26 protein-coding genes are annotated in these 21,195 nt (G+C 72.8%); 12 read left to right on the forward strand and 14 right to left on the reverse strand.

The genetic code is table 11. The features are described from left to right. Nucleotide 1 precedes the first annotated feature (1 nt). The 4 genes from AB0K28_RS23265 to rbsK are packed head-to-tail and all read left to right on the forward strand — an operon-like array spanning nt 2 to nt 4,342. Nucleotides 2-1,000: an ADP-ribosylglycohydrolase family protein gene (locus AB0K28_RS23265; RefSeq protein WP_364373471.1), complete on the forward strand. Its 999-nt coding sequence runs from the start codon at nt 2-4 to the stop codon at nt 998-1,000. Further along, the gene (locus tag AB0K28_RS23270) at nt 997-2,133 is read left to right on the forward strand and encodes an ADP-ribosylglycohydrolase family protein (RefSeq protein ID WP_364373474.1); all 1,137 of its coding nucleotides are present in this window, start codon (nt 997-999) and stop codon (nt 2,131-2,133) included. Before AB0K28_RS23265 ends, AB0K28_RS23270 begins: the two co-directional genes overlap by 4 nt. Continuing rightward, entirely contained in the window at nt 2,130-3,461 is a 1,332-nt protein-coding gene (locus AB0K28_RS23275; RefSeq protein WP_345386522.1) for an ADP-ribosylglycohydrolase family protein, read from the forward strand. The genes AB0K28_RS23270 and AB0K28_RS23275 overlap by 4 nt, the downstream gene beginning before the upstream one ends. Next, nucleotides 3,458-4,342 carry a ribokinase gene (gene rbsK, locus AB0K28_RS23280; protein WP_364373478.1) on the forward strand — a complete coding sequence of 295 codons (885 nt, stop codon included), beginning with the start codon at nt 3,458-3,460 and terminating at the stop codon, nt 4,340-4,342. The genes AB0K28_RS23275 and rbsK overlap by 4 nt, the downstream gene beginning before the upstream one ends. Before the next feature lie 139 nt (nt 4,343-4,481). On the opposite strand, the gene AB0K28_RS23285 is transcribed toward rbsK, so the two are convergent. Next, nucleotides 4,482-4,976 (reverse strand): NUDIX domain-containing protein, encoded by a 495-nt coding sequence (locus AB0K28_RS23285; RefSeq protein ID WP_364373481.1) that lies wholly within the window; start codon nt 4,974-4,976, stop codon nt 4,482-4,484. Nucleotides 4,977-5,018: 42 nt separating this feature from the next. On the opposite strand from AB0K28_RS23285, the gene AB0K28_RS23290 reads away from it, so the two are divergent. Then, a complete protein-coding gene (locus AB0K28_RS23290; RefSeq protein WP_345386518.1) occupies nt 5,019-5,228 on the forward strand; it encodes a hypothetical protein in 210 nt (69 codons plus the stop codon). 353 nt (nt 5,229-5,581) lie between these two features. Here the strand turns inward: AB0K28_RS23290 and AB0K28_RS23295 are convergent, their stop codons facing one another. After that, on the reverse strand, nt 5,582-6,286 hold the full coding sequence (locus AB0K28_RS23295) for an FCD domain-containing protein (protein WP_364373484.1): 705 nt from the start codon (nt 6,284-6,286) through the stop codon (nt 5,582-5,584). Nucleotides 6,287-6,460: 174 nt separating this feature from the next. On the opposite strand from AB0K28_RS23295, the gene leuA reads away from it, so the two are divergent. Further along, a complete protein-coding gene (leuA, locus tag AB0K28_RS23300; RefSeq protein ID WP_345386514.1) occupies nt 6,461-8,176 on the forward strand; it encodes a 2-isopropylmalate synthase in 1,716 nt (571 codons plus the stop codon). A 54-nt stretch (nt 8,177-8,230) separates the two neighbouring features. Here the strand turns inward: leuA and pyrF are convergent, their stop codons facing one another. Continuing rightward, nucleotides 8,231-9,055, reverse strand: coding sequence for an orotidine-5'-phosphate decarboxylase (gene pyrF, locus AB0K28_RS23305; RefSeq protein WP_345386512.1), 825 nt, complete (start codon nt 9,053-9,055; stop codon nt 8,231-8,233). Between the two features lie 149 nt (nt 9,056-9,204). On the opposite strand from pyrF, the gene AB0K28_RS23310 reads away from it, so the two are divergent. Further along, nucleotides 9,205-10,311 carry an RNA-guided endonuclease TnpB family protein gene (locus AB0K28_RS23310; RefSeq protein ID WP_345409257.1) on the forward strand — a complete coding sequence of 369 codons (1,107 nt, stop codon included), beginning with the start codon at nt 9,205-9,207 and terminating at the stop codon, nt 10,309-10,311. Nucleotides 10,312-10,554: 243 nt separating this feature from the next. Further along, on the forward strand, nt 10,555-11,049 hold the full coding sequence (locus AB0K28_RS23315; RefSeq protein WP_364373489.1) for a DUF2283 domain-containing protein: 495 nt from the start codon (nt 10,555-10,557) through the stop codon (nt 11,047-11,049). Between the two features lie 121 nt (nt 11,050-11,170). Here the strand turns inward: AB0K28_RS23315 and AB0K28_RS23320 are convergent, their stop codons facing one another. After that, nucleotides 11,171-11,536 carry a hypothetical protein gene (locus AB0K28_RS23320; RefSeq protein WP_345386508.1) on the reverse strand — a complete coding sequence of 122 codons (366 nt, stop codon included), beginning with the start codon at nt 11,534-11,536 and terminating at the stop codon, nt 11,171-11,173. 340 nt (nt 11,537-11,876) lie between these two features. On the opposite strand from AB0K28_RS23320, the gene AB0K28_RS23325 reads away from it, so the two are divergent. Further along, nucleotides 11,877-12,710 carry an HAD family hydrolase gene (locus tag AB0K28_RS23325; protein ID WP_364373492.1) on the forward strand — a complete coding sequence of 278 codons (834 nt, stop codon included), beginning with the start codon at nt 11,877-11,879 and terminating at the stop codon, nt 12,708-12,710. A 60-nt stretch (nt 12,711-12,770) separates the two neighbouring features. Here AB0K28_RS23325 and AB0K28_RS23330 read toward each other — a convergent pair whose 3' ends face one another. The 5 genes from AB0K28_RS23330 to AB0K28_RS23350 all read right to left on the reverse strand — a co-directional run bounded on the left by AB0K28_RS23330 (nt 12,771) and on the right by AB0K28_RS23350 (nt 14,843). Continuing rightward, the gene (locus tag AB0K28_RS23330; RefSeq protein WP_364373495.1) at nt 12,771-13,211 is read right to left on the reverse strand and encodes a hypothetical protein; all 441 of its coding nucleotides are present in this window, start codon (nt 13,209-13,211) and stop codon (nt 12,771-12,773) included. A 128-nt stretch (nt 13,212-13,339) separates the two neighbouring features. Then, entirely contained in the window at nt 13,340-13,885 is a 546-nt protein-coding gene (locus AB0K28_RS23335) for a TIGR00645 family protein (protein WP_345386502.1), read from the reverse strand. 74 nt (nt 13,886-13,959) lie between these two features. Beyond that, nucleotides 13,960-14,106 (reverse strand): hypothetical protein, encoded by a 147-nt coding sequence (locus AB0K28_RS23340; protein ID WP_345386500.1) that lies wholly within the window; start codon nt 14,104-14,106, stop codon nt 13,960-13,962. Between the two features lie 97 nt (nt 14,107-14,203). Continuing rightward, on the reverse strand, nt 14,204-14,410 hold the full coding sequence (locus tag AB0K28_RS23345) for a hypothetical protein (protein ID WP_345386498.1): 207 nt from the start codon (nt 14,408-14,410) through the stop codon (nt 14,204-14,206). An 82-nt stretch (nt 14,411-14,492) separates the two neighbouring features. Continuing rightward, nucleotides 14,493-14,843 carry a helix-turn-helix domain-containing protein gene (locus AB0K28_RS23350; RefSeq protein WP_345386496.1) on the reverse strand — a complete coding sequence of 117 codons (351 nt, stop codon included), beginning with the start codon at nt 14,841-14,843 and terminating at the stop codon, nt 14,493-14,495. Nucleotides 14,844-14,948: 105 nt separating this feature from the next. On the opposite strand from AB0K28_RS23350, the gene AB0K28_RS23355 reads away from it, so the two are divergent. Together AB0K28_RS23355 and AB0K28_RS23360 are read left to right on the forward strand one after the other, a co-directional pair. Further along, nucleotides 14,949-15,707 (forward strand): NAD(P)-binding domain-containing protein, encoded by a 759-nt coding sequence (locus AB0K28_RS23355; protein WP_364373501.1) that lies wholly within the window; start codon nt 14,949-14,951, stop codon nt 15,705-15,707. 119 nt (nt 15,708-15,826) lie between these two features. Continuing rightward, a complete protein-coding gene (locus AB0K28_RS23360) occupies nt 15,827-16,198 on the forward strand; it encodes a hypothetical protein (protein ID WP_364373504.1) in 372 nt (123 codons plus the stop codon). Between the two features lie 56 nt (nt 16,199-16,254). Here AB0K28_RS23360 and AB0K28_RS23365 read toward each other — a convergent pair whose 3' ends face one another. Beyond that, a complete protein-coding gene (locus AB0K28_RS23365) occupies nt 16,255-16,911 on the reverse strand; it encodes an endonuclease V (protein WP_364373507.1) in 657 nt (218 codons plus the stop codon). A 36-nt stretch (nt 16,912-16,947) separates the two neighbouring features. Here AB0K28_RS23365 and AB0K28_RS23370 point away from each other — a divergent pair, with 36 nt between their 5' ends. Next, nucleotides 16,948-18,075, forward strand: a complete 1,128-nt coding sequence (locus AB0K28_RS23370) for an alpha/beta hydrolase (protein ID WP_364373510.1) — start codon at nt 16,948-16,950, stop codon at nt 18,073-18,075. Here AB0K28_RS23370 and AB0K28_RS23375 read toward each other — a convergent pair. The 4 genes from AB0K28_RS23375 to AB0K28_RS23390 all read right to left on the reverse strand — a co-directional run bounded on the left by AB0K28_RS23375 (nt 18,056) and on the right by AB0K28_RS23390 (nt 21,044). Next, the gene (locus AB0K28_RS23375; RefSeq protein ID WP_364373860.1) at nt 18,056-18,775 is read right to left on the reverse strand and encodes a type 1 glutamine amidotransferase; all 720 of its coding nucleotides are present in this window, start codon (nt 18,773-18,775) and stop codon (nt 18,056-18,058) included. The two genes, AB0K28_RS23370 and AB0K28_RS23375, sit on opposite strands and share 20 nt — an antisense overlap. A 163-nt stretch (nt 18,776-18,938) precedes the next feature. Beyond that, nucleotides 18,939-19,766, reverse strand: coding sequence for a bifunctional 5,10-methylenetetrahydrofolate dehydrogenase/5,10-methenyltetrahydrofolate cyclohydrolase (locus tag AB0K28_RS23380; protein ID WP_364373513.1), 828 nt, complete (start codon nt 19,764-19,766; stop codon nt 18,939-18,941). A gap of 122 nt (nt 19,767-19,888) precedes the next feature. Further along, nucleotides 19,889-20,494: a cyclodeaminase/cyclohydrolase family protein gene (locus AB0K28_RS23385; RefSeq protein ID WP_364373516.1), complete on the reverse strand. Its 606-nt coding sequence runs from the start codon at nt 20,492-20,494 to the stop codon at nt 19,889-19,891. A gap of 28 nt (nt 20,495-20,522) precedes the next feature. Then, entirely contained in the window at nt 20,523-21,044 is a 522-nt protein-coding gene (locus AB0K28_RS23390) for a hypothetical protein (protein ID WP_364373519.1), read from the reverse strand. Between the last annotated feature and the right edge of the window lie 151 nt (nt 21,045-21,195).

Genomic DNA, 21,195 nt, shown 5'->3' on the forward strand with positions numbered 1-21,195 from the left:
CATGTCGGGGGACAGAATCAGGGGAGCCTTCGCCGGGCTCGCCGCCGGTGACGCCGCGGGCTGGCCCGCGACCCGGCACCGCTCGGCCCGGCACGCGCCCTGGAGCCGCCGCCTGCACCGCGAGCTCGACGCGTTCGCCGAGGAGCATCGGGTGACCACGCTGCCGGTGCCGTTCGCGCTGAACCAGCCGGTCGCGCCGCTGCGGCTGGGCCCGTCGGACGACGCCGAATGGCTCGCCTGGACGGCGCTCACCATCGGCAGGCCGCGCGCGGAGGCGTACGGGGAGCTGGTGCCCGTACGCCCGGGCACCGGGCCGGAGAGCATCAGGGCCCGCATCTCCGTCGCGACCGCGCTGGACAACCTGGCCAAGGGGGTCGCGCCGCCCGCGTCGGGCCACGACAACCCGCACCACTTCGACGACGCCGCCGCCGTCAGGGCGGTCGCGTACGGGGCCGCCGGCAGCGACCCGACCCCCGACGCGCAGGTGACGAACGCGGGCGACGGCGTGCTGGCCGCCCGCGCGATGGCCGCCGCCGTGACCGCGGCCGTCGCGTCCGGACGGGTGGGCGCGGCGGTCGAGGCGGCACTGGCCGAGCTGCCCGAGGACACCGCCATCGGGCACAACGCCCGGCTCGCGCTGGCCGTCGCGCGGAAGGCGGGCGACGCGTTCGCCGCCGTCCCCGCGCTGGACGCGGCCCTGGTCGACCACGTCTACAGCTACGGCGTCGGCGCCGCGCAGACCGTGCCGGCCGCGCTCGCGCTGGCCGAGGCGGCGGGCGGCGACCTCACCCGCGCCGTGCCGGCGGCGGCCTGCCTGGCCGCGCTGGCCGACTCGGCGCCCGCGCTCACCGGAGCGCTCACCGGAGCCTGCGGCGGGTACGAGGCGGTCCCGGAGGGGTGGACCGCCTCGTCCCGCACGCTCACCGGCTGCTGCCTGCCCGACCTGGCGGGCCGAGACTTGATCGAAATAGCGGACACACTTTCGGAGGGAATCGCATGACGCCGCTTGAGGACAGGGCGACTGGCTGCGTGGCGGGGGCGGCGGTCGGTGACGCGCTGGGCGGCGCCACCGAAGGCTGGACCGCCGAACAGATCGTGGAACGTTACGGGGGCCGTGTCGAGGGCATCGTGCCGCCGTACAACGCCGACTGGCGCAACGCCAGGCCCATCGCCCCCTACCACAAGGGCGACGGCCACATCACCGACGACACCCTGATGACGCACGCGCTGATCCGCGTCTACGAGAAGGCCGGGCGCCACCTGGACGCGTACGCGGTGGCCGAGCACCTCGTGCCCGAGCTGATGGGCGAGAAGCGCTGGATCCCCGAGCTGGAGGCCGAGGCGCTGCCGCTGCAGCGCATCTTCCTGGCCGAGAAGTGGATCGTGGCCCGCCTGCACTACGGCCACGCCGACCCGCGCGAGGCCGGTGTCGGCAACATCGTCAACTGCGGCGCCGCCATGTACGTCGCCCCCGTCGGCATCGTCAACGCCGCCGACCCCGACGCCGCCTACGCCGAGGCGCTCGACCTGGGCGGCGCCCACCAGTCCAGCTACGGCCGCGAGGCCGCGGGCGTGATGGCCGCCGCCGTCGCCGAGGCCATGCGGCCGGGCGCCACCGCGGACTCCGTGGTCGGCGCCTGCCTGCGCCTGGCCAAGGACGGCACCAGGGCCGCCATCGAGGCCGTCTGCGAGACCGCTTCGGGGCTCGGCCACTGGGAGGGCTCGTTCGAGGCGCTGCGCGCGGCCGTCCGCCCGTACGACACGGTCGCCGACACCTACCGCGACCAGGGGCTGGGCGCGCGCAGGCCGAGTAGGGTGCACAGCATCGAGGAACTGCCGCTCGCCCTCGCCTTCCTGGTGATCGCCAAGGGCGACTACCGCGACACCGTGCTCGGCGGCGTCAACTACGGCCGCGACGCCGACTCGATCGCCTCCATGGGCGGCGCCATCGCGGGCGCGCTCGGCGGGCTGTCCAGTGTGCCGGCCGAGTGGGTCGAGCAGGTCGGCACGGCAAGCCGTACGGACCTGGTGGCCCCGGGGCGTGCCATCGCCGAGGTCGCGCGCCGCCTGCACACCGCCGACGTCACCCGCCGCCGCGCCCACGAGGCCGCGTTCGCCGAGCTCGACGCATGATCCGGCTCACCTGGGTCCAGCCCGAGGACCTGATCGGGCACGAGCTGCGCCAGGCCGCCGAGGACGGCCGCGACGCCCGCGAGATCGCCGCCCGCTGGCACGCCGCGGGCGGCCACGACGCGCCGCCGCGCGCCGGCGCCTCGGAGCCCGGGGCCGCCCGGCTGCGCGGCCTGGCCGAGGAATTGCTGGACGAGCTGGCCGCGCTCCCGGTGCCGCCCGGCGAGCCGTCCGACCTGGACGGCATCATCGCCGCCTGCCCCGACTGGCCCGCGCCCCGGCAGGGGAGCGCCGGCGTGGACCCCGGCCGGGTGCTGGGCGCCTGGCTCGGCCGGGCCGCCGGATGCGTGCTCGGCAAACCCGTCGAGAAGATCCCGCGCGAGGGCATCAGGGAGATCGCCGAGTCGACCGGCAACTGGCCGATCACCGGCTGGTTCACCGCCAAGGGCCTGCCGGACGACGTCGCCCGACGCTGGCCGTGGAACCGCCGCAGCGCCGTCAACTCCCTGGCCGAGAACATCGACGGCGTCCCCGAGGACGACGACCTCAACTACCCGCTGCTCGCCCTGTCCGTGCTGGAGCGCCACGGGCGCGGCTTCACCACCGACGACGTCGCCAAGCTCTGGCTGGACGAGCTGCCCGCAGGGCGCACGTTCACCGCCGAGCGGGTCGCGTACCGCAACCTCCTCGACGGCCTCGAACCGCCCGCCACCGCCACCCGCCGCAACCCGTTCAGGGAGTGGATCGGCGCGCTCATCAGGGCCGACGTGTACGGCTGGGTCAACCCGGGCGACCCGGCCACCGCCGCCGAGTACGCCTGGCGCGACGCCCGCCTCACCCACACCGCCAACGGCGTCTACGGGGCCATGTTCACGGCCGCGATGTGCGCCGCCTCGCTGGTCGCCACGTCGGCCGACGAAGTCGTGCGGGCCGGGCTGTCCGTGGTGCCCGCCGGGTCGCGGCTGCACGAGGCCGTCACCCTCGCCGTCGCCGACGCCCGGAGCGAGCCCGACTTCGAACGGGTCATCGACCGCCTGCACGAACGCCACGGGCACCTCCACTGGGTGCACACCGTCAACAACGCCGCCCTCGTCGCCGCCACCCTCGTGCACGGCCACGGCGACTTCACCGCCACCGTCGCGGGCGCGGTCGCCGGCGGCTGGGACACCGACTCCGCGGGAGCCACCGCCGGATCCGTGGCAGGCGCGCTGGGCGGCGGCGTGCCCGAGCGCTGGCGCATGCGCGACAGCCTGGCCAGCAGCCTGACCGGGTTCGACGGGGTGGGTCTTGCCGAGCTGGCCGCGCGTACACAGGAGATGATGGCGTCATGATCTCGGTTTTCGGCAGCGCCAACATGGACCTCGTCGCGTACGTCTCCCAGGCCCCCCGGCGTGGTGAGACCGTCACCGGCCACCGCTTCCGCACCGTGCCCGGCGGCAAGGGCGCCAACCAGGCGATCGCCGCGGCGCGGGCGGGCGGTGAGGTGGCGTTCCTGGGGGCCGTGGGCGACGACGGGTTCGGCGCCGAGATGCGGGTCACGCTCGCCGACGCCGGAGTCGACGTACGCGGGCTGCGCCAGGTGCCGGGGCCCAGCGGCATCGCGCACATCGTGGTGGACGACTCGGGCGGCAACTCGATCATCGTCGTCCCCGGCGCCAACGGCACGGTCACCGGGCCGTCCGGCTCCGACCTGGCCGCCATCGCGAGCTCCCAGGCGCTGCTGCTCCAGCTGGAGCTGCCCATGGAGGCCGTCGCCGGGGCCGCGCAGGCCGCCCGGGTGTCCGCCGTCCACGTCTACCTCACCCCGGCGCCCGCCCAGCCGCTGCCGGCCGAGCTGCTCGAGGCCGTCACCACGATCGTCCCGAACGAGCACGAGGCGGCCGCCATCACCGGCGTCTCCACTCCCGACGGGGCCCTCGACGCGCTGCTCGAACTCGTGCCAGAAGCGGTCATCACGCTCGGCTCGGAAGGCGCGCTCTACGGGGCGCGTTCGGGGGAGCGGCACCGGGTGCCCGCCGTCAAGGTGAACGCCGTGGACACGACCGCGGCCGGTGACACGTTCGTCGGCGCCCTCGCCGTCGCCCGGTCCGAGGGGATGGCGGTGCCGCGGGCGCTGGAGTTCGCCTCGGCGGCGGCGGCGCTGTCGGTGCAGCGGGAGGGCGCGAGCACCTCGATGCCCTCCCGCCGCGACATAGAAGACACCCTCACCTGAACATCCGCCGCATCTGCCGGTGCTTGCCCGCGCCGGCCCCCGTGCTTGCCCGCGCCGGACTTCAGGGTTTGCCCGCTCCGGCTCGGGGCCTCCCCGCCTGGGCTCGGCCGGCCGGCCGATTCGGGTGGCGACCGGCCGATCACCAGCCGAGCTTGACCGGCTCCGCCGGTCTGTCGCCGGCGAGCAGGGCCGGCAGGATGCCGGCCAGTCCGGGCGGGAAGACCGGCTCTTGGACGGCGGCCAGCTCGTCGGCACGCCACCACCGGTGCCCCCGCGCCAGCTCCTCCACCTCGTAGTCCTCCAGCGCGCCGGGCTCGAGCGTCGCCGCCGCCACCCGGGCGAAGAAGTAGGTGTGGACGCTGTAGAAGTGGCGTCCCAGGTTCGACCAGGGGCCCTCGTTCGTGGCCACCGGCCCGACGAGAGCCTGCGGGTCCAGCACGTGGCCGGTCTCCTCCCACGCCTCCCGTACGGCCGCGTCGGCCGCGCTCTCACCCGGCTCGATGCCGCCGCCGGGCAGGTGCCAGGAGAGCACGCGCGGCCAGGGATCGGGCGGGAGCAACCGGAGCATCAGCACCTGGTCGCCGGGATCGGCCAGAATGACGCGGGCGGTGGGGCGCTGCGTGTATAAGGGCATGCCCGGAAGGTAGCAAACCGGGCATCGGGGCAGGTGGGAGGCATGAGGAAGACATCCGATGAGCTCCCCGAAGCGATCGGCGGCGTGGACGGCGAGAGCGACATCGTCGCGGAACGCTCCGGCTGCAGCACCCCGCGCACCCGCCGCCCGGTGTCCGCCGACCCACCCGACGAGCAGGACGAGCCGGAACCGGAAGAGCTGCTCGACGAGGAAGAGGACATCATCCGCCCCGACATCGGCCCCACCGGCTGACCGGCCCTTCACGAGGCCACCGTCTCCTCTGCCCAGCGGGCGGGTGGTCCTCCAGCCTCCTCTGCACAGATCGCCGCCGCCTCCACCGGCCAACGACCACGGGCGCTCTTGACACGGATGTCCTGCGCTTGAATCGGGCTCACGAGCTCAGTTCGCTACTCCAAGTAGCAAAAAACCGGGCTCCTACGTATGCCTATGCGTCACCAGAGTCAACCCAACGGGACAGGAGACGCCGGTGCCACCGATGTCGCAGTAGCCGTTGGGGGCTTGAGAAGACATTGGTGGTGGCTGCGGTCGGCGGACAAGTTCGCTGGTCGCCCTCCACCTCCTGAGGACGGCGGTGGTGACTGCGGTCAGCTGCGGGGTGCGGGGTGCGTGTGGAGGTGGGTCAGGGTTTGGTGCAGCTCGGTGTGCAGGGTCTCGGCGGCGGCGTCGGCGTCGCCGTTCCTGATCGCGGCCACCAGTGCCGCGTGCGTGTCGTGGCCGATGTTGGGGTCGTGTTCGCGTAGCGACAGCAGCTCCATCAGGGAGATCAGCCCCTCCCTGAGCACGGGTGCGAACTCCTCGAACAGGTCGGTGAGCACGGGGTTGCGGGCCGCTGCCACGACCGCCGCGTGCAGCGCGATGTCGGCGGCGACGAAGGCGGCGTCGTCGCCATCCGCCGCCCGGGCGCGGGAGGCCAGAGCAGCCTCCAGGGCCACCACGTCCTCCTCGGTACGCCGCTCCGCCGCCAGCCGCGCCGCCTGGGTCTCGACGATGACGCGGACCTCGTACACGTCGGTGATGGCGGCCCGCCGCAGCCGGGCGGGCCAGTCCTCGGCCGGCTCGGTGGCGATCACGTAGACACCGGACCCCTGCCGCGCCTGCACCAGCCCGGCGCCGGCGAGCGCCCGCAACGCCTCGCGCACGGTCGAGCGCCCCACCCCCAGCGTCTTGGCCAGCGTGTTCTCCCCGGGCAGCCGGGTGCCGACCGGCCACTCTCCCTGGGTGATCTGCTCGCGCAGATGCTCGGTGGCCTGCTCGACGAGCGGGCTGGGGCGAAGGGAGCCGAGCGGCATGGGCGTCAACCTCTCAGGTTGTCTGAGGACCTGTGATGTGGTTAGTCTAGCCCGCATGTCGTACGGTCTGCTGCTTCTCGGCCGCCGCGGCGGGGCCTGACCGGACCGGCACCCCGCCGCGGTGGTCAGGGTGCCCGCCGGTCCCCCGAAGAGCGACCGAAGGACAGAGAAAAGATGTACGACTGGAACCGGCAGCGCCCGAGCGCGATGCCGTACCACCGCTACCGCCCCGCCCACGACCGCGTGGAGGTGCCGGCGGCGGACCGCGCCTGGCCCGCGCGGCGCATCACCGAGGCGCCCCTGTGGGTCCCGGTGGACCTGCGCGACGGCAACCAGGCGCTGGCCGAGCCGATGGACCCGGCACGCAAGCGCCGTATGTTCGAGCTGCTCACCACGATGGGCTACAAGGAGATCGAGGTCGGCTACCCCTCGGCCAGCCAGACCGACTTCGACTTCGTCCGCCACCTGGCCACCCCGGGCATGGTGCCGGACGACGTGAGCGTGGTGGTGTTCACGGCGGCGAGGCGCGACCTGATCGAGCGTACGTTCGCCGCCATCGAGGGCATGTCCCGCGTGGTCGTGCACCTCTACACGGCCACCGCCCCGACCTGGCGCGAGGTCGTGCTCGGCCACGACAGGGCCGAGCTGCACGCCCTGATCAGGGACGCCGCCGAGCACGTCGCCCGCCTGGCGGGCGACCGCGACATCCGCTTCCAGTTCTCGCCTGAGGTGTTCAACCTCACCGAGCCGGACTACGTCCTGGAGGTCTGCAACGGCCTGACGGCCCTGTGGGACGCCTCACCCGACCGCCCGGTGATCCACAACCTGCCGGCGACGGTCGAGGTGGCGACGCCCAACGTGTACGCCGACCAGATCGAGTACATGCACCGCCACCTCGACCGCAGGGACGCGGTGATCCTGTCGGTGCACCCGCACAACGACCGCGGCACCGGCGTGGCCTGCGCCGAGCTGGCCGTGCTGGCGGGGGCGCAGCGGGTGGAGGGCTGCCTGTTCGGCAACGGCGAGCGCACCGGCAACGTGGACCTGGTGACGCTGGCGCTCAACCTGCACTCCCAGGGCGTCGACCCGATGGTGGACTTGTCGGACATCGACGAGGTGCGCCGGGTGGTCGAGCACTGCAACAGGCTGCCGGTGCCCGACCGCCACCCCTACGCCGGCGACCTCGTCTACACCGCCTTCTCCGGCACCCACCAGGACGCCATCAACAAGGGCCTGGCCCACCACGCCAAGCGGGCCGCCGACCTGGGCGTGCCGCCCGAGCGGGCGCCGTGGGAGGTGCCGTACCTGCCGATCGACCCCGCCGACGTGGGCCGCGACTATCAGGCGGTCATCCGCGTCAACAGCCAGTCGGGCAAGGGCGGCATCGCGTACCTGCTGCACACCCGCTACGGCCTGGAGCTGCCGCGCCGCCTGCAGATCGACTTCTCGTCGGTCGTGCAGCGGGCCACCGACGGCAGCGGCGAGGAGATCACCGCAGAGCAGCTGTGGGAGCTGTTCCACGCCACCTACGTCGCGCCGGGCGAGGGCGCCGCGCCGGTGGAGTGGAGGACGGTGGAGAAGGCTCCCGGGGTGCACGTGTTCGAGGGGACGCTGCCCGGCGGGCGCCGCGTGCACGGCACCGGCAACGGCCCGCTGGCCGCGCTCACGGCGGCGCTCGCCGCCGGCGGCACGGAGGCGGACATCCTGCACTACGCCGAGCACGCGCTCGACCCCGGCAGGGGCGGCAGGGCCATCGCGTACGTCGAGCTGCGCGCGGGCGGCGTCACCCGCTGGGGCGCGGCCCAGGACACCTCGGTGCTGACGGCGTCGGTGCACGCCGTCATGGCCGCCGTCGCGCGGGCCCGCGAGGGGACAGCCGTTCAGGTTTGAGCACCCACGGGAGAGCCGCCGTTCAGAACTGAACGGCCCCGAGGGAGCCGCCGGTCAAAGGTGAGCGGCGGTCTGAGGTGACAGGTGGGCGGCGCATTCGTCGCGGTAGCGCAGCACGCGGGCGCGCAGCCGCTGCGGGTCGGCGAGCACGGCACGGGAGACGGACGGCACGACGGCGTGGCGTACCGGCCCGAACAGCCGCGCCACGTCGGCCGGCGTCGCCCCCTGGACGCCCATCCCCGGCGCCAGGATGGGGCCGTTGAGGTCGTCGAGCGGCAGGTCGAGCCGCTGCAGCGTCGCCCCGATCACCAGGCCGACCGGCCCGAACGGCGAGTGTCCCGCGTTCGCGGCCACGGCGCCCGCCAGCACCTGCCCGGCCACCGGCTGCTGGAAGTCCGCCGACTCGGGGTTGGAGGTGCGTGTCACCACGAACACGGCCGCGTCGTTGGCCACCGCCGACGTGATCGCGCCCTCCAGTGACCCGAACCCCTGATACGGGCTGAGCGTCACCGCGTCGGCCGCGAGCGGGCTGCCCCGGTCGAGGTAGGCCTCCGCGTAGGCCGTCATGGTGCTGCCGACGTCGCCGCGCTTGGCGTCGAGCAGCACCAGCGTGCCCGCCTCGCGCAGGTCGGCGATGGTGCGCTCCAGCACGGCGATGCCGCGGCTGCCCCAGCGCTCGAAGAAGGCCGACTGCGGCTTGACGACGGCGGCGACGTCGGCGACGGACTCGACGACCGTGCGGCTGAACCGCTCGATCCCGGCCGGCGCGTCGTCGAGCTCCCAGGCGTGCAGCAGCGCGGGGCTGGGATCGATACCGACACAGAGCGGCCCGTACGCGTCGAGCCTGGCGCGAAGGCGGGTCCCGAACGACTCGTTCATCAGATACCTCCGTGGCAACCCCCGCCTTCAGGCGGGGGAGGAATCGGACCCCTGCGGAGCAGGACAGGGGCAGCCGGTTCGCCGTCAGGCGAACCGTATTCATCGAACACGCATGCGACCTGTTGTTGATCGGCGGTAGGTTGTGGGTTGTGGCGCAGATCGTGAAGCGGGCCTACAAGTACCGCTTCCACCCGACCCCCGAGCAAGCCTTGGAGCTTGCCCGGACGTTCGGTTGCGTCCGTCTCGTTTACAACAAGGCACTCGAGGAGCGCACCCGCGCCTACCGGCTGGAAGGCCGCCGTGTCTCCTATGTGGAGTCTTCTGCGCGGCTGACGGAGTGGAAGCGCAGCGGCGAGTGCGGCTTCCTGTCGGAGGTGTCGTCGGTTCCTCTTCAGCAGGCGTTGCGGCATCTTCAGGCGGCGTTCGCGAACTTCTTCGCCAAGCGCGTCAAGTACCCCACGTTCAAGTCCCGGAAGAGGTCCCGGGCGTCGGCGGAGTACACCCGCTCGGCGTTCCGCTGGCGTGACGGGGAGTTGACGCTGGCCAAGATGGACACGCCGCTGGCCATCGTGTGGTCGCGTCCGCTGCCGGAGGGTGCGCGGCCGTCCACGGTCACCGTCTCCCGCGACAGCGCGGGACGCTGGTTCGTGTCCCTCCTGGTCGAGGAGAAGATCAGCCCGCTCCCGCCTACCGGGCGCAGCGTCGGTGTAGACGCCGGCATCACCGCGCTGCTGACATTCTCGACCGGCGAGAAGATCGTCAACCCCAAGCATGAGCGCGCCGATCGGCGCAGGCTGGCCAAGGCTCAGCGGGCCCTGGCCCGAAAGGAGAAGGGGTCGAACAACCGGGCCAAGGCCAGAGTGACGGTCGCCAGGGTGTACGCCCGGATCGCCGACCGCAGAAGAGATCACCTGCACAAGGTCACGACACGGCTTGTTCGCGAGAACCAAGTGATCGCCGTGGAAGACCTGACCGTCCGCACCATGGTCAAGAACCGTAGTCTGGCTCGCGCCATCTGCGACGCCTCGTGGCGAGAGATGCGCGGCATGCTGGAGTACAAGGCCGCGTGGTACGGGCGGACTGTGGTGGCGGTTGACCGCTGGTTCCCGTCGTCGAAGCTGTGCTCGGCGTGCGGGGCCCTGCGGGAGAAGATGCAGCTGAACGTCCGGGAGTGGAGTTGTGCCTGTGGTGCGGTCCATGACCGGGATGTGAACGCGGCCAGGAACGTGCTCGCCGCCGGGCTGGCGGAGAGCTGAAACGCCTGTGGAGCGGGTGTAAGACCTCAACGAGAGTCCTCTCGGACGGGCGACCGGCTGTGAAGCAGGAACCCTCACGGGCGACCGTGGGACCTCCCTCGTTCACGAGGGGGAGGATGTCAAGGAGGCTTCCTCACGGCCGCGACGGCGGCGGCCCCTGGGCGGCGTGGCACGAATGGTTCTCCGGCGACGATAAGGCACGGGGCCCGGCGTTGCCTAACCGAGTCTTCCGGGTGCGGCCCTATGGGTAGATCAGCAGACATGTACGAGATCGCCCAACGGGTGCTGGCGTTGCGTACCGATCCGCCGCGTGAAGTGGTCGTCACCATCGGCCTGCCGTACGAGGAGCCCACCGGCGAGTGGTCGTGCCCGTACCGGATCGACGGGCTGGAGGGGTGGGAGCACGAGCGGAAGGTGACGGGGCTCGACTCGCTGGAGGCGGTCGAGCGGGCGATGGTCATGGTGCGGGCGGCGCTGGCGGGCTCGCACGAGGCCAAGGAGGGGCTGCTGTCCTGGGAGGGCGTACCGGGCGGTCAGCGGGCCCAGACGGTGTACGTCACCGTGGACGACGAACGGAACATCGCCTATATCGCGATGAAGAATGAAATAGTGCCAGGTGAGGTGGTTCGTCAGGTCGCTGCGGAAGGTGTGGTCCTCGACTACGGCGACTCCGGCCGCCTCCTCGGCCTGGAACTCCCCGACGCCGCCGGCCTCCTCCCGTCGGAGATGCGCATCTGATTCCGGCGACGGCGCGGGTCCGACCGCCCGGCGGCCGCGGGGCCTCGGTCAGCGGGGGTCAGCGGGGCCTGGATCCAGCGGGGCCTGGATCCAGCGGGGCCTGGATCCAGCGAGGGCTGGGTCAGTGGGGCCTGGGTGCGCGGGACAGCAGCCACCGCCAGCGCGGCAGCTCCAGCACCACCGTCACCACCGCCAGTACCGTGACCACCGCGGCCGCCACGGCGTGCCACACCGTCCACGCCGCCGCCACGGCCGCCACGACCTGCAGAAGGACCAGCCCGATCGTCACGAACCCCGGCACCGCCACGACCACGTGCCGCTTGTCGCCGGGGGTGGCGAAGAACGTCGGCAGCCCGATCAGCAGCACCGTGGAGAGCACGGCCAGCGGGATCGAATACCCGGCCAGCGCCCACGGGACGGCCACCCAGGCCACCAGCTCGACGGCGAACCGGAACACCGACGCCAGCCGATCGGCCGGCCGGTCCACCGCGAGCAGGGAGGGCCGGGGCGGCGGGGGAAATGCGGCCGCGTCCGCGAACGGCGTGTGCCCGGGCGGCGTGTCCGCATACGGTACGTTTCCGGGCGGCGTGTGCCTGGACGGCGTGTCCGCATACGGTACGTTTCCGGGCGGCGTGTGCCCGGGCGGCGTGTCCGCATACGGCACGTTCCTGGACCGCGTGTTCGAGGTCAGTGGATCTCCGGAGGGGTTCGCCCAGGGCGAGCCGTCGGGCGGGGGCGGGTTCGAAGGGGGCGTGTTCGAGGACACGTGCGTACCATAACAATGCCTAGCAGGTGATCTAGGGATTGAAGTCGGGATAATCACGTTCGTGACTCCCACACCGTTCCCGCGCATCGTGGCCACCGACCTCGACGGCACCCTCCTCACGTCAGACGGCACCGTCAGCCCGCGTACCAGGCAGGCGTTGCGCGCGGCCCGCGCCGCCGGCGCCGAGATCGTCTTCGTCACCGCGCGGGCCCCGCGCGGCGTCAGGGAGATCGCCGCGCGGACCGGCGTGGACGGCACCGCCATCTGCAGCAACGGCGCCATCGTGTACGACGTCGCCACCGACGAGATCACCCACAGCAGCCCACTCACCCCGTCGGCCGCCCGCGAGGTCGCGGAGACCCTGGCCCAGGTGCTGCCCGGCGTCGGCCTGGCCATCGAGACGGGCAGGAACGTGCTGGCCGAGTCCGCCTACACCCGGCGAATCGAGGCGGACATGGCCTTCTACCGGGAGGTCGCCTCGGTGTTCGACGCCGGCCAGCCCATCGTCAAACTGCTCGCCATGTCGGCCGCGCACACGGCGGACGACATGTACGCCGCCGTGGCCGACGCCATCGGTGACCTGGCGGAGGTCACGTACTCGGGAGTGGAGGGGCTGCTGGAGATCAGCGCGGCCGGGGTGACGAAGGCGGCCACGCTGGACCGGATCTGCCAGGAGCGGGGAATCGACGCCGGGGAGGTGGTGGCGTTCGGCGACATGCCCAACGACCTGGCCGTCCTCATGTACGCGGGCGCGGGCTACGCGATGGCCAACGCGCACCCGCTCGTGCTGGCGGCGGCCCGGCACCGCACGCTGTCGAACGACGAGGACGGCGTCGCCGCCGCCCTGGAGGCGCTCTTTCCCCTGAGCCTCGGTCGCGGGATCCCGCGACGCTGACGGGGTGAGGCGTGCCCGCCCGTGCGGGGGGCGGGCACGTACGTCCTCACGCGTCCCTCCTCAGGCGTCGTCGTCCGATACCCGCGAGGCGCCCGGGCAGGACCCGGGTGCCTTGCTGAGCAGCGGCACCAGCCCGCCACAGGTCGTCACGGGCAGCGACACCGGCTCGACGATCTCGTCATTGAAGATGATGACGTTGCCGATCAGGGACCCGCCGGTCTTGGGCGGCGCCTCGGCCGCCTCAGGGGGCTCCGCCGGTTCGGCGGGCTGCGGGGCCTCGGCGGGCTGCGCGGCCTCGGTCGGCTGTGCGGGCTCGGCGGGCTGCGGTTTTGCGGGTTGCGCGGGCCCGGCGGCGTTCGCGGCCGGCTGCGCCGGGGGCGGCTGCACCGCCTTGGCGGGGCCGCCGAGCAGCGCCATCGCCACGACCGCGATCCCGGCCGCACCCCCCAGCCGAGCGACCCGCAGCCCACCCGGGGTGGCCGCCGTCGCTCTTGCCGCCATCGCCACTGACACTGCCGCCGTCGCCGTCGCCGTCGCCGTCGCCGCTGCCGCGTTGGCCGCTGCCGCGTTGGCCGCTGCCGCGTTCGCCGGTGCGGCCGCGCCAGGGAGCCGTGCCCTGTCCGGCCGCTCTAGGCGGCCATCCGCTGCTGCGGCATCTGGCCGGTGTCCTCGCTGCTGCCGGTGCCGTGGCTGGGACGCCCGCCTGCCATGATGCGGTCGATCATGGCGAGCGCCAGGGCCGAGACCACGAAGGTCAGGTGGATCAGCGTCTTCCATATGAGCTCCCTGTCGGTGATTTCAGGACGTGCCGCGTTGATGAATATCTGGAGGAGGTGGATGGAGGAGATGCCGATGATCGCCATCGCCAGCTTGACCTTCAGCACGTTGGCGTTCACGTGCGAGAGCCATTGCGGCTGGTCGGGATGCCCCTCGATGCGCAATCGGGAGACGAACGTCTCGTAGCCGCCGATGATGACCATGATGAGCAGGTTCGAGATCATCACGACGTCCACGAGCCCGAGGACGATCAGCATCACGGTGGTCTCCGCCGGCGTGCCGCCGAAGCCCAGGTGGACCAGATGGACCAGCTCCGCCATGAAGCGCCACACGTAGACGACCTGGGCCACGATCAGCCCGAGGTAGAGCGGCACCTGGATCCATCGGCTGAGGAACATGACGTAACCGACACGCCGGAGCGGGGACACTGGCCCGGCCGGCGTGTCGGTCACGGGCACCTGCGCGAGACGCACTACGACGTCAGGATGTTGATGTGCTGGACGAAGGTGTGCATCTCAATGAGGGGCGGATCCAACGAGCCGAGAGTGTCGAGGACGATAGGGGGCGTGCCGAACGCCATCGCCAGGGCGGCGACGGCGAGCAGGACTCGTGCCTTCAACGGAACTCCTTGCTGCTGCGCTTCGATGGCTGGGACCGGACGGCATGGGGGGCGCCGTCCGTACCGTGTCGAGGGGTGGTCCCTTACCGGTGTCGCGTCAGGGCGCGAGGCAGCCCGTCAGGGGCAGCTCGGCCGGCAGCCCGGGAGCGGCGGGGTCGATCAGCGTGGTGAGGTCGGTGGCGGTGGAGACGCAGCCGAGCACGAGGGCGGGATCGACGACGGCGTGCGACGCGGGTGCGGCCAGCAGCGTGAGACCACCGGCGACGACGGCGGCGACGGCTGCCCTGCGCAAAGCGACGTGCATGGAACCTCCTGGGAGTTGGTGAGGAACAACCTCCGTCTAGTTACCCAGAGTAGTTATTCAGTAACACTGCGTCTAAGTGAACTCAGGGAGAACGGGTGCCGTCCAACCGATCCTGCGCCTCCAGCACCTCGTCGGCGTGGTCAAAGGCCCATTCGCCGAACGCCGCGATCGGGGGTAGCAGGGAGTGGCCGAGCGCGGTGAGCTCGTACTCGACCCTGGGCGGGGCCTCGGCGTACGCGTGACGGGTCACCAGGCCGTTGTACTCCAGGCGGCGCAGCGTCTCGGTCAGCACCTTGGTGCTGATGCCGCCGATCGTGTCGCGTAGCTCTCCCGGCCGGCGCGGGCCGTGCCGCAGCGCCCACAGCACGACCGCGTTCCACGTGTTGCCCAGCAGGTCGAAGGCCAGCCTGGCCTGGCAGTCGGCGAGGAACAACAGCGGCCTCCGTTAGGCACCGAATGGTGTGCGACGAGCTTTCTAGTGTCCTCCTATCACGGTAAAGCCCCACATCGGGGGGCTTATGGATGGAAGGCAGGACATATGCGGATCGGGATCCTGGGCGCGGGCGGCATGGCGGACGCCCTGGGCACGCAGTGGGCACGTGCCGGACACGAGGTGATGGTCAGCGGCCGGAACGAGTCGAGCGGCGCCACACGCGCGAAGACCATGACCGCCGCCCTCGCCACCACGCCGGGCGAGGTGCGGCCAACCTCTTCTGGCGGGCCGGAGGAGGTTGGGGCGGGATCGTCCAGCGGGCCGGGCGAGGTGCGGCCCGGATCGCGCGGAGGGCCGGGAGAGGTGCGAAGTGGGTCGTTCGCGGAGGTGGCCGCGTTCGGTGAGGTCGTCGTGGTGGCGGTCAGGGAGGCGGGCCTGGCCGACACACTCAGAGCCACCGGTACGGCCCTGCGCGGCAAGCCGCTCATCGACGTCGTCAACACCGCCGACATCTTCGCCTACGACCCCACCCGCCCCATCGCGCGCCTGATCGCCGACGTCACCGGCGGCCACGTGGTGAAGGCGTTCAACCTGTGCAACGTGGACGTGTGGCGGATGACCCCGCCGGTGTTCGACGGCCGTCCGCTGGCGGTGCCCCTGTGCGGCGACGACCAGGAGGCGCTGGACGCCGCCCGTACGCTGGTCACCGCCCTCGGCTGCACCCCTGTGGACGGCGGCGGCCTCGACCGCGCGATGCTGCTGGAGGCGACGGCCGCGTTCGTGATCGGCCTGTGGTTCGGCGGCGCGGACGCCCAGGCGATCCTGCCGCCGCTGGCCTCGTCAGGTGCGCACCGCCGCACCTGATGCAGCACCTGATACATCAGCGGGCGTAGACAGGACCGCGACGTACGGCGGATGCCCGGCCCGATCTCCCGCCGACATGCTGAAGACCTTCGTCCACAGCGGTCAGAGGGAGAAGTCGAGTGGTCACCGAGGTCGCCGGCAAGACCGGATACGCCACCACGTTCAAGGTCGTCACCGTGCTCAACACGCTGGCCGTGCTGCTCCAGGCGGTGACGGCCGGGCAGCTCATGAGCGGGGGAGCGGCGGGCCTGCACGGCATGGGGGCGAGCGCGGTGCACCTGCTGGGGCTGGTGCAGCTCGTCGTCGCCGTGCTGCTGTGGCGGCCGGGGCGGGGCGCCGGGTGGCCGGCGGTGGTGAGCGCGGCGGTGCTGCTGCTCGGGTTCGTCCAGTCGATGCTGGGCGGGTCGGGGGCGGTGGCGGCGCACGTACCGCTCGGGATGGGCCTCTTCGGGCTCAGCGTCTGGCTGCTCGTCTGGGCCTGGCGCCGCTGACCCGCGGGCCGGGGGCTCGGCCGCCCGGCCCGCGCGGGGGCCGGGCCCGGCGACCGTCACGGGTGTCTGGCGAGGTGGTCGGCGTGGCGGATCGGCTCCGGCAGGCGGTAGCGGGCCGCCAGGCGCAGGACCTGCCCGGTGGCGACGTCCAGTGCGATGCGGTGGCCCTGGGAGACGTACACCGGCTTGACGCCCCGCTGTGTGCGCAGGGCGCGGCCCACCGTCGCGCCCTCGTGGACGATGGGCGTCCAGGAGCCGCGCTCGTCTCCGGGCGGCTCGTGCGTGCCGACGAACGGCGTCTTGCCCACTCCGAGCGACGGCAGCCCGGTCAGCACGCCCAGGTGACACGCCAGGCCGAACCCGCGCGGGTGCGCGAGTCCGTACCCGTCGCAGACGAGCAGGTCAGGCGTGGTCTTGAGCCGTTCTAGCGCCGTCACGAGCGCGGGCAGCTCGCGGAAGGCGAACAGCCCCGGCACGTACGGGAACGCCGCCTCCCCGTGCGCCACGACCTGCTCCACCGGCTCCAGCGTGCCCGCGTCCAGCACGACCACGGCCGCCGTCAGCGCGTCATCGCCGCGATAGTGCACGTCGAGCCCCGCGATCAGCTCGAACGCGGACGGCCCGTCCAGCTCGACCCTGGACCTGAGCCGATCCTGAAGGGCCTCCGCCTCGGGAACGCTCGACGGCCAGGGATGAAGCTGCTCCACATGCACCCGCCCAAGCTATCCCGTTCTGTAAGGTCGGGGATCATGAGCGAGGTCCTGGTCGTGGTCGGTCCCGGGGTGGTGGCGGACACCCGGCTGCTCAGGGAGATCGCCGACCGCGAGTTCGCGGCCCAGGGTGTGACGGGGGCCGTCGCGTTCGCCGAAGACCCCACCCACCTGCAGGTCCTGCTCGGGACGTGCGAGGCCGCCGTGGTCGTCGATCGACCCACCGGCCCGGTGACGGCCCCACCGGTGACCGTCTGGGTGGACCTCGAACGCACGGACTCCGGGGAGGGCGTGCGGCGTATCCAAGGGCGCGGCCTCCAGGGGCTGGCGTGGGGCATCCGACACGCCGTGCACCGCATGCGCTACCCCGGCATCAGGTGCGTCACCTACGGAACCGAGCCCGACCAGTGGGCCGACCTGTACGTGCCGGAAACACGCCGCCATGCGGACGGACGTGACGGGGCACAGGAGCCGTGGACCACCACCGGGACCGGCCTCCCGGTGGTGGCGCTGATCCACGGCGGCTACTGGCGCTCGATCTGGGCCGCCGACCTGATGGAGCCCCTCTGCGCCGACCTCCTCGGACGCGGCTTCGCCGTGTGGAACATCGAGTACCGCCGCCCCGACCTGCACGGCTGGAATGCCACGACCGCCGACATCGCCACCGCCCTGTCCACCCTCCACGACCCGGGCGCCACCGGCGGGTTGGGGCTGGACCTGAGCAGGGTGGCCGTCGTCGGCCATTCGGCAGGAGGGCAACTCGCCTTGCGGGCAGCGGCGGACGGGGCCCTCGTGTCGCTGGCCGTGTCGCTGGCGGGCGTACTCGACCTCGAAGCAGGCGACCGCCGCTGGCTCAGCGCCGGCGCAGTCGCCGCCGCACTGGGCCACCCGTCGCTCGGCCGGCCGCCGGGGCCTGCGCGGGCCGACCGGTACGCGGAGTCGTCGCCTCTCCGGCGCGTGCCGCTGGGCGTGCCGCAGCTCATCGTCCAGGGGGCCGAGGACGATCTGGACCTGGTCGACTTCTCCCGTCGTTACGCCGTGGCGGCCAGGGCGGCGGGGGACGACGTGACGTACCTGGAGCTGCCCGGCGGGCACTTCGACGTCATCGCTCCCACGGCCCCGATCTGGCAGGCCGCCGTGAGCGCCATCACGGACGCGCTCCGCTGACCGAGCGGCGCCGCTCGCCCGGCCCGGGTGCGGTGGCCAGGGCGGCGAAACGCCCGGCCACCTGCCGCCAGACCGGCGTGGACACCGGCTCGTCGGCCACGGCCTGCGCATAGACCTCGTCGGGGTCGAACCCGTCGACCTCCCACTGACGTATGCGCGCCGGCACCACCTCCGGATGGAACTGCACCCCCCACGCCCGCTCACCCACCCGGAACGCCTGGTACGGGCAGCGCTCGGTCTCGGCGAGGTGGACGGCGCCGCCGGGGAGCCGGGTGACGGCGTCCTTGTGGTGCTCGATGGCGGGCACGACGGGCGGCAGGCCGTGGAACAGCGGGTCGGCGGCGGCCTCGGCCCTGATCGTGACGGGGAGGCTGCCGTTCTCGGGCAGGCCGGTATCGCCGGTCACCTCGCCGCCCGCCACCTCGGCCAGCATCTGCCCGCCCAGGCAGATGCCGAACACCGGCACCTCATCGGCCAGCGCCTGCCCCATGAGCCGGCGGGCGTCCCGCAACCAGGGCGCACGGTGGTCCTCACTCGGGAGATAACCGCCGCCGAGCATGATCAGGGCATCATGCCGCAACCGCTCGGGCAACGCGGCCCCCTCGTGGGCGAGGACGACGTCAGGCCGCAACCCGGACTCGGCCAGCCAGTCGCCCAGACGGCCGGGACCGCCGCTCCTGCTGTTCTGAATGATGAGCACGTCAGGCAACGCCGGCCTCCACGAGATGGGAAAGATGAACGATCAAGGCTGGTGGACGATCTGCGCAAGGGAGCAGCTCAACAGAGGGCCCGCACCACACCACCGGGGCACCGGCCGCCGCGGACCTGCGCCACATGACCGGTGCGCTGTGGTTCGGGGGAGGTCACGGGAGGTTGGCGGCCCTGGCGGTGTGGCGGAGGAGGAGGGCGGTGGTGACCGGGCCGACGCCGCCGGGGACCGGGGTGAGGGCGGCGGCCACGTCCGCGACGGCGGTGGCGTCGACGTCGCCCGTGAGGCCGCCGTCGTCGGTGGGGTTGGTGCCGACGTCGATGACCACGGCGCCGGGGGCCACGTGGTCGCGGCCGATCAGGCCGGCGCGTCCGGCGGCGGCGACCAGCACCTCGGCCCGCGCGGTGACCGAGGCGAGGTCGCGGGTGCGCGAGTGGGCGACGGTGACCGTGGCGTGCCGGTCGAGCAGCAGGTGGGCGAGCGGCTTGCCGACCACGGTCGAGCGGCCGACCACCACGGCCCGCCGCCCCTCCAGCGGCACCTCGTAGTGGTCGAGCAGCGCCATCACGGCGGCCGCCGTGGCGGGCGGGAACGCGGGCAGCCCGGCGGCCAGCCGGCCGAGCGAGAGCGGGTTGGCGCCGTCGACGTCTTTACGCGGGTCGATGGCGGCGGCCAGCTGCTGCGCCGACGCGCCCGGGGGCAGCGGGGTCTGGAGCATGACGCCGTGGACGTCGGGCGCGGCGGAGAGCCTGGCCAGCGTCTCGGCGATCTGGTCGGGGGCGGCATCGGGACCGAGGTCGACGACGTCACAGGCGATGCCGAGGCCGGCCGCCGCCTTGGCGATCGAGCGGACGTACCACAGGCTCGCCTCGTCGGCGGTGGCCACCACCACGGCCAGTCGCGGCTGCACCCCCGCTGCGGCCTCCGCCTGCGTCTGCGCCCTGATCGCGGCCGCCAGGTCCTTGCCGGTCAGTGTCTTCAACGGTCGTCCTGCCCCCTGCTGTCGGACGGATGCCCCCACAGGACCCGCCACCTGTCCTCACGCGCCGCCGCGGCCACCGCTCGGCTCGCTCCCTGCTCCCAGGCCGACGCCGCCATCCGATCTCACGGCTTGATCTGTTCGCGTACTTCGGCGGTCACCCAGTCTGCCCTGGCGACGGCGGCGTCGACACCGGACATGCGGATGTTCAGCTCCTCGCGTACCCGCTGGTCCTTGATGCCGCCGAGGTTGATCTCGACGTTGACGCGGCCCGTGCTGAGGGCGGCGCGGGCCGCGTCCGCCGCGGCGGCCACGTCGCTGAGGACGTTGCGGTTGCAGATCGGCAGCAGCAGCTCGCACAGCTCGACCACGCGCGCGGCGGCCTCGATGACGCGGGCGGGCGGCTCGGCCGCCCCGGCCAGGGCCCTGGCGATGGTGGCGGTGCGCTCCTCGCCCTTGGGCAGCCGGTACGCGTCGGTGACGGCGGTGAAGGCGGCCGCGTCCTCCTCGGCCAGCCGCAGCGCCCGCGCCCGCAACGTGTCGGTCTCGGCGATCACGGCGTCGACGGTCTCGGCGTGGGCGGCGTACTTCTCGCCCGTGGTGTAGCGGGCCACCATGCCGAGCAGCGCGGCTCCCTGCGCCGCGTGCAGGGCCGCCGTGGCGCCGCCGCCGGGCGCGGGCACCCGGTCGGCCAGCCGGCTCAGGAAGTCGTCGATCGTCGTGTCGCGCATGGCGGCATTCTGTCAGGCCCGGGCAGGCTCATTCGCGGTACATCGGGCGCGTGGCGTCCTCGGGTCGCCCGGTGGGCGGCGGCAGGTAGGGGGAGGGCCCCGGCTGCCACTGCCCCTCGTACGGGTCCACCGCCTGCTCCCGCCCCCGCCACCGCGACGGGAACGCCGACACGACCAGCAGCGCCACGCCGAGCAGGAACTGCAGCCCCGAGTACGTCAAGGTCATGAACCCGCTCTGCAGGGAGGACGGCAGCAACGCGTCGGGCAGCAGCCGCGTCCCCGTGCTGATCTCGGCGAACGGCAGCACGCCCAGCCCCGTGTACGCCAGCCCGCCGAGCAGCGAGGCGACGGGCGACAGCCGCGAGCCGGCCAGGAAGGCGAGGAGGATCCCCGAGACGGCCAGCACCCCGAGGGCGACCCAGGAGACGCGCAGCTCCCGCTGGGCGGTGACGGACAGCTCGCCCACGCCGTACCAGAGGCCGGCGGCGAGCAGGGCGGGCAGGAGCAGCCCGGCGAGCACTCCCAGAGCGTGACGGGCACTATTTGTCATGATCTACCCCGTTTGCTTGGCTCTGTCCCAACCTACTCGCTGGGCCCGCCCGCCGCAGGACCCACGAAGCAGCACCTATGGGGCGGACAATCTGAGAAGTATCTGAGAAGCCGCGAACGGGTCTTTGCCGCAGAAGATCCCGCGGGCATCG

The organism is Nonomuraea sp. NPDC049504 (assembly GCF_040676845.1).
Lineage (GTDB): Bacteria > Actinomycetota > Actinomycetes > Streptosporangiales > Streptosporangiaceae > Nonomuraea > Nonomuraea salmonea.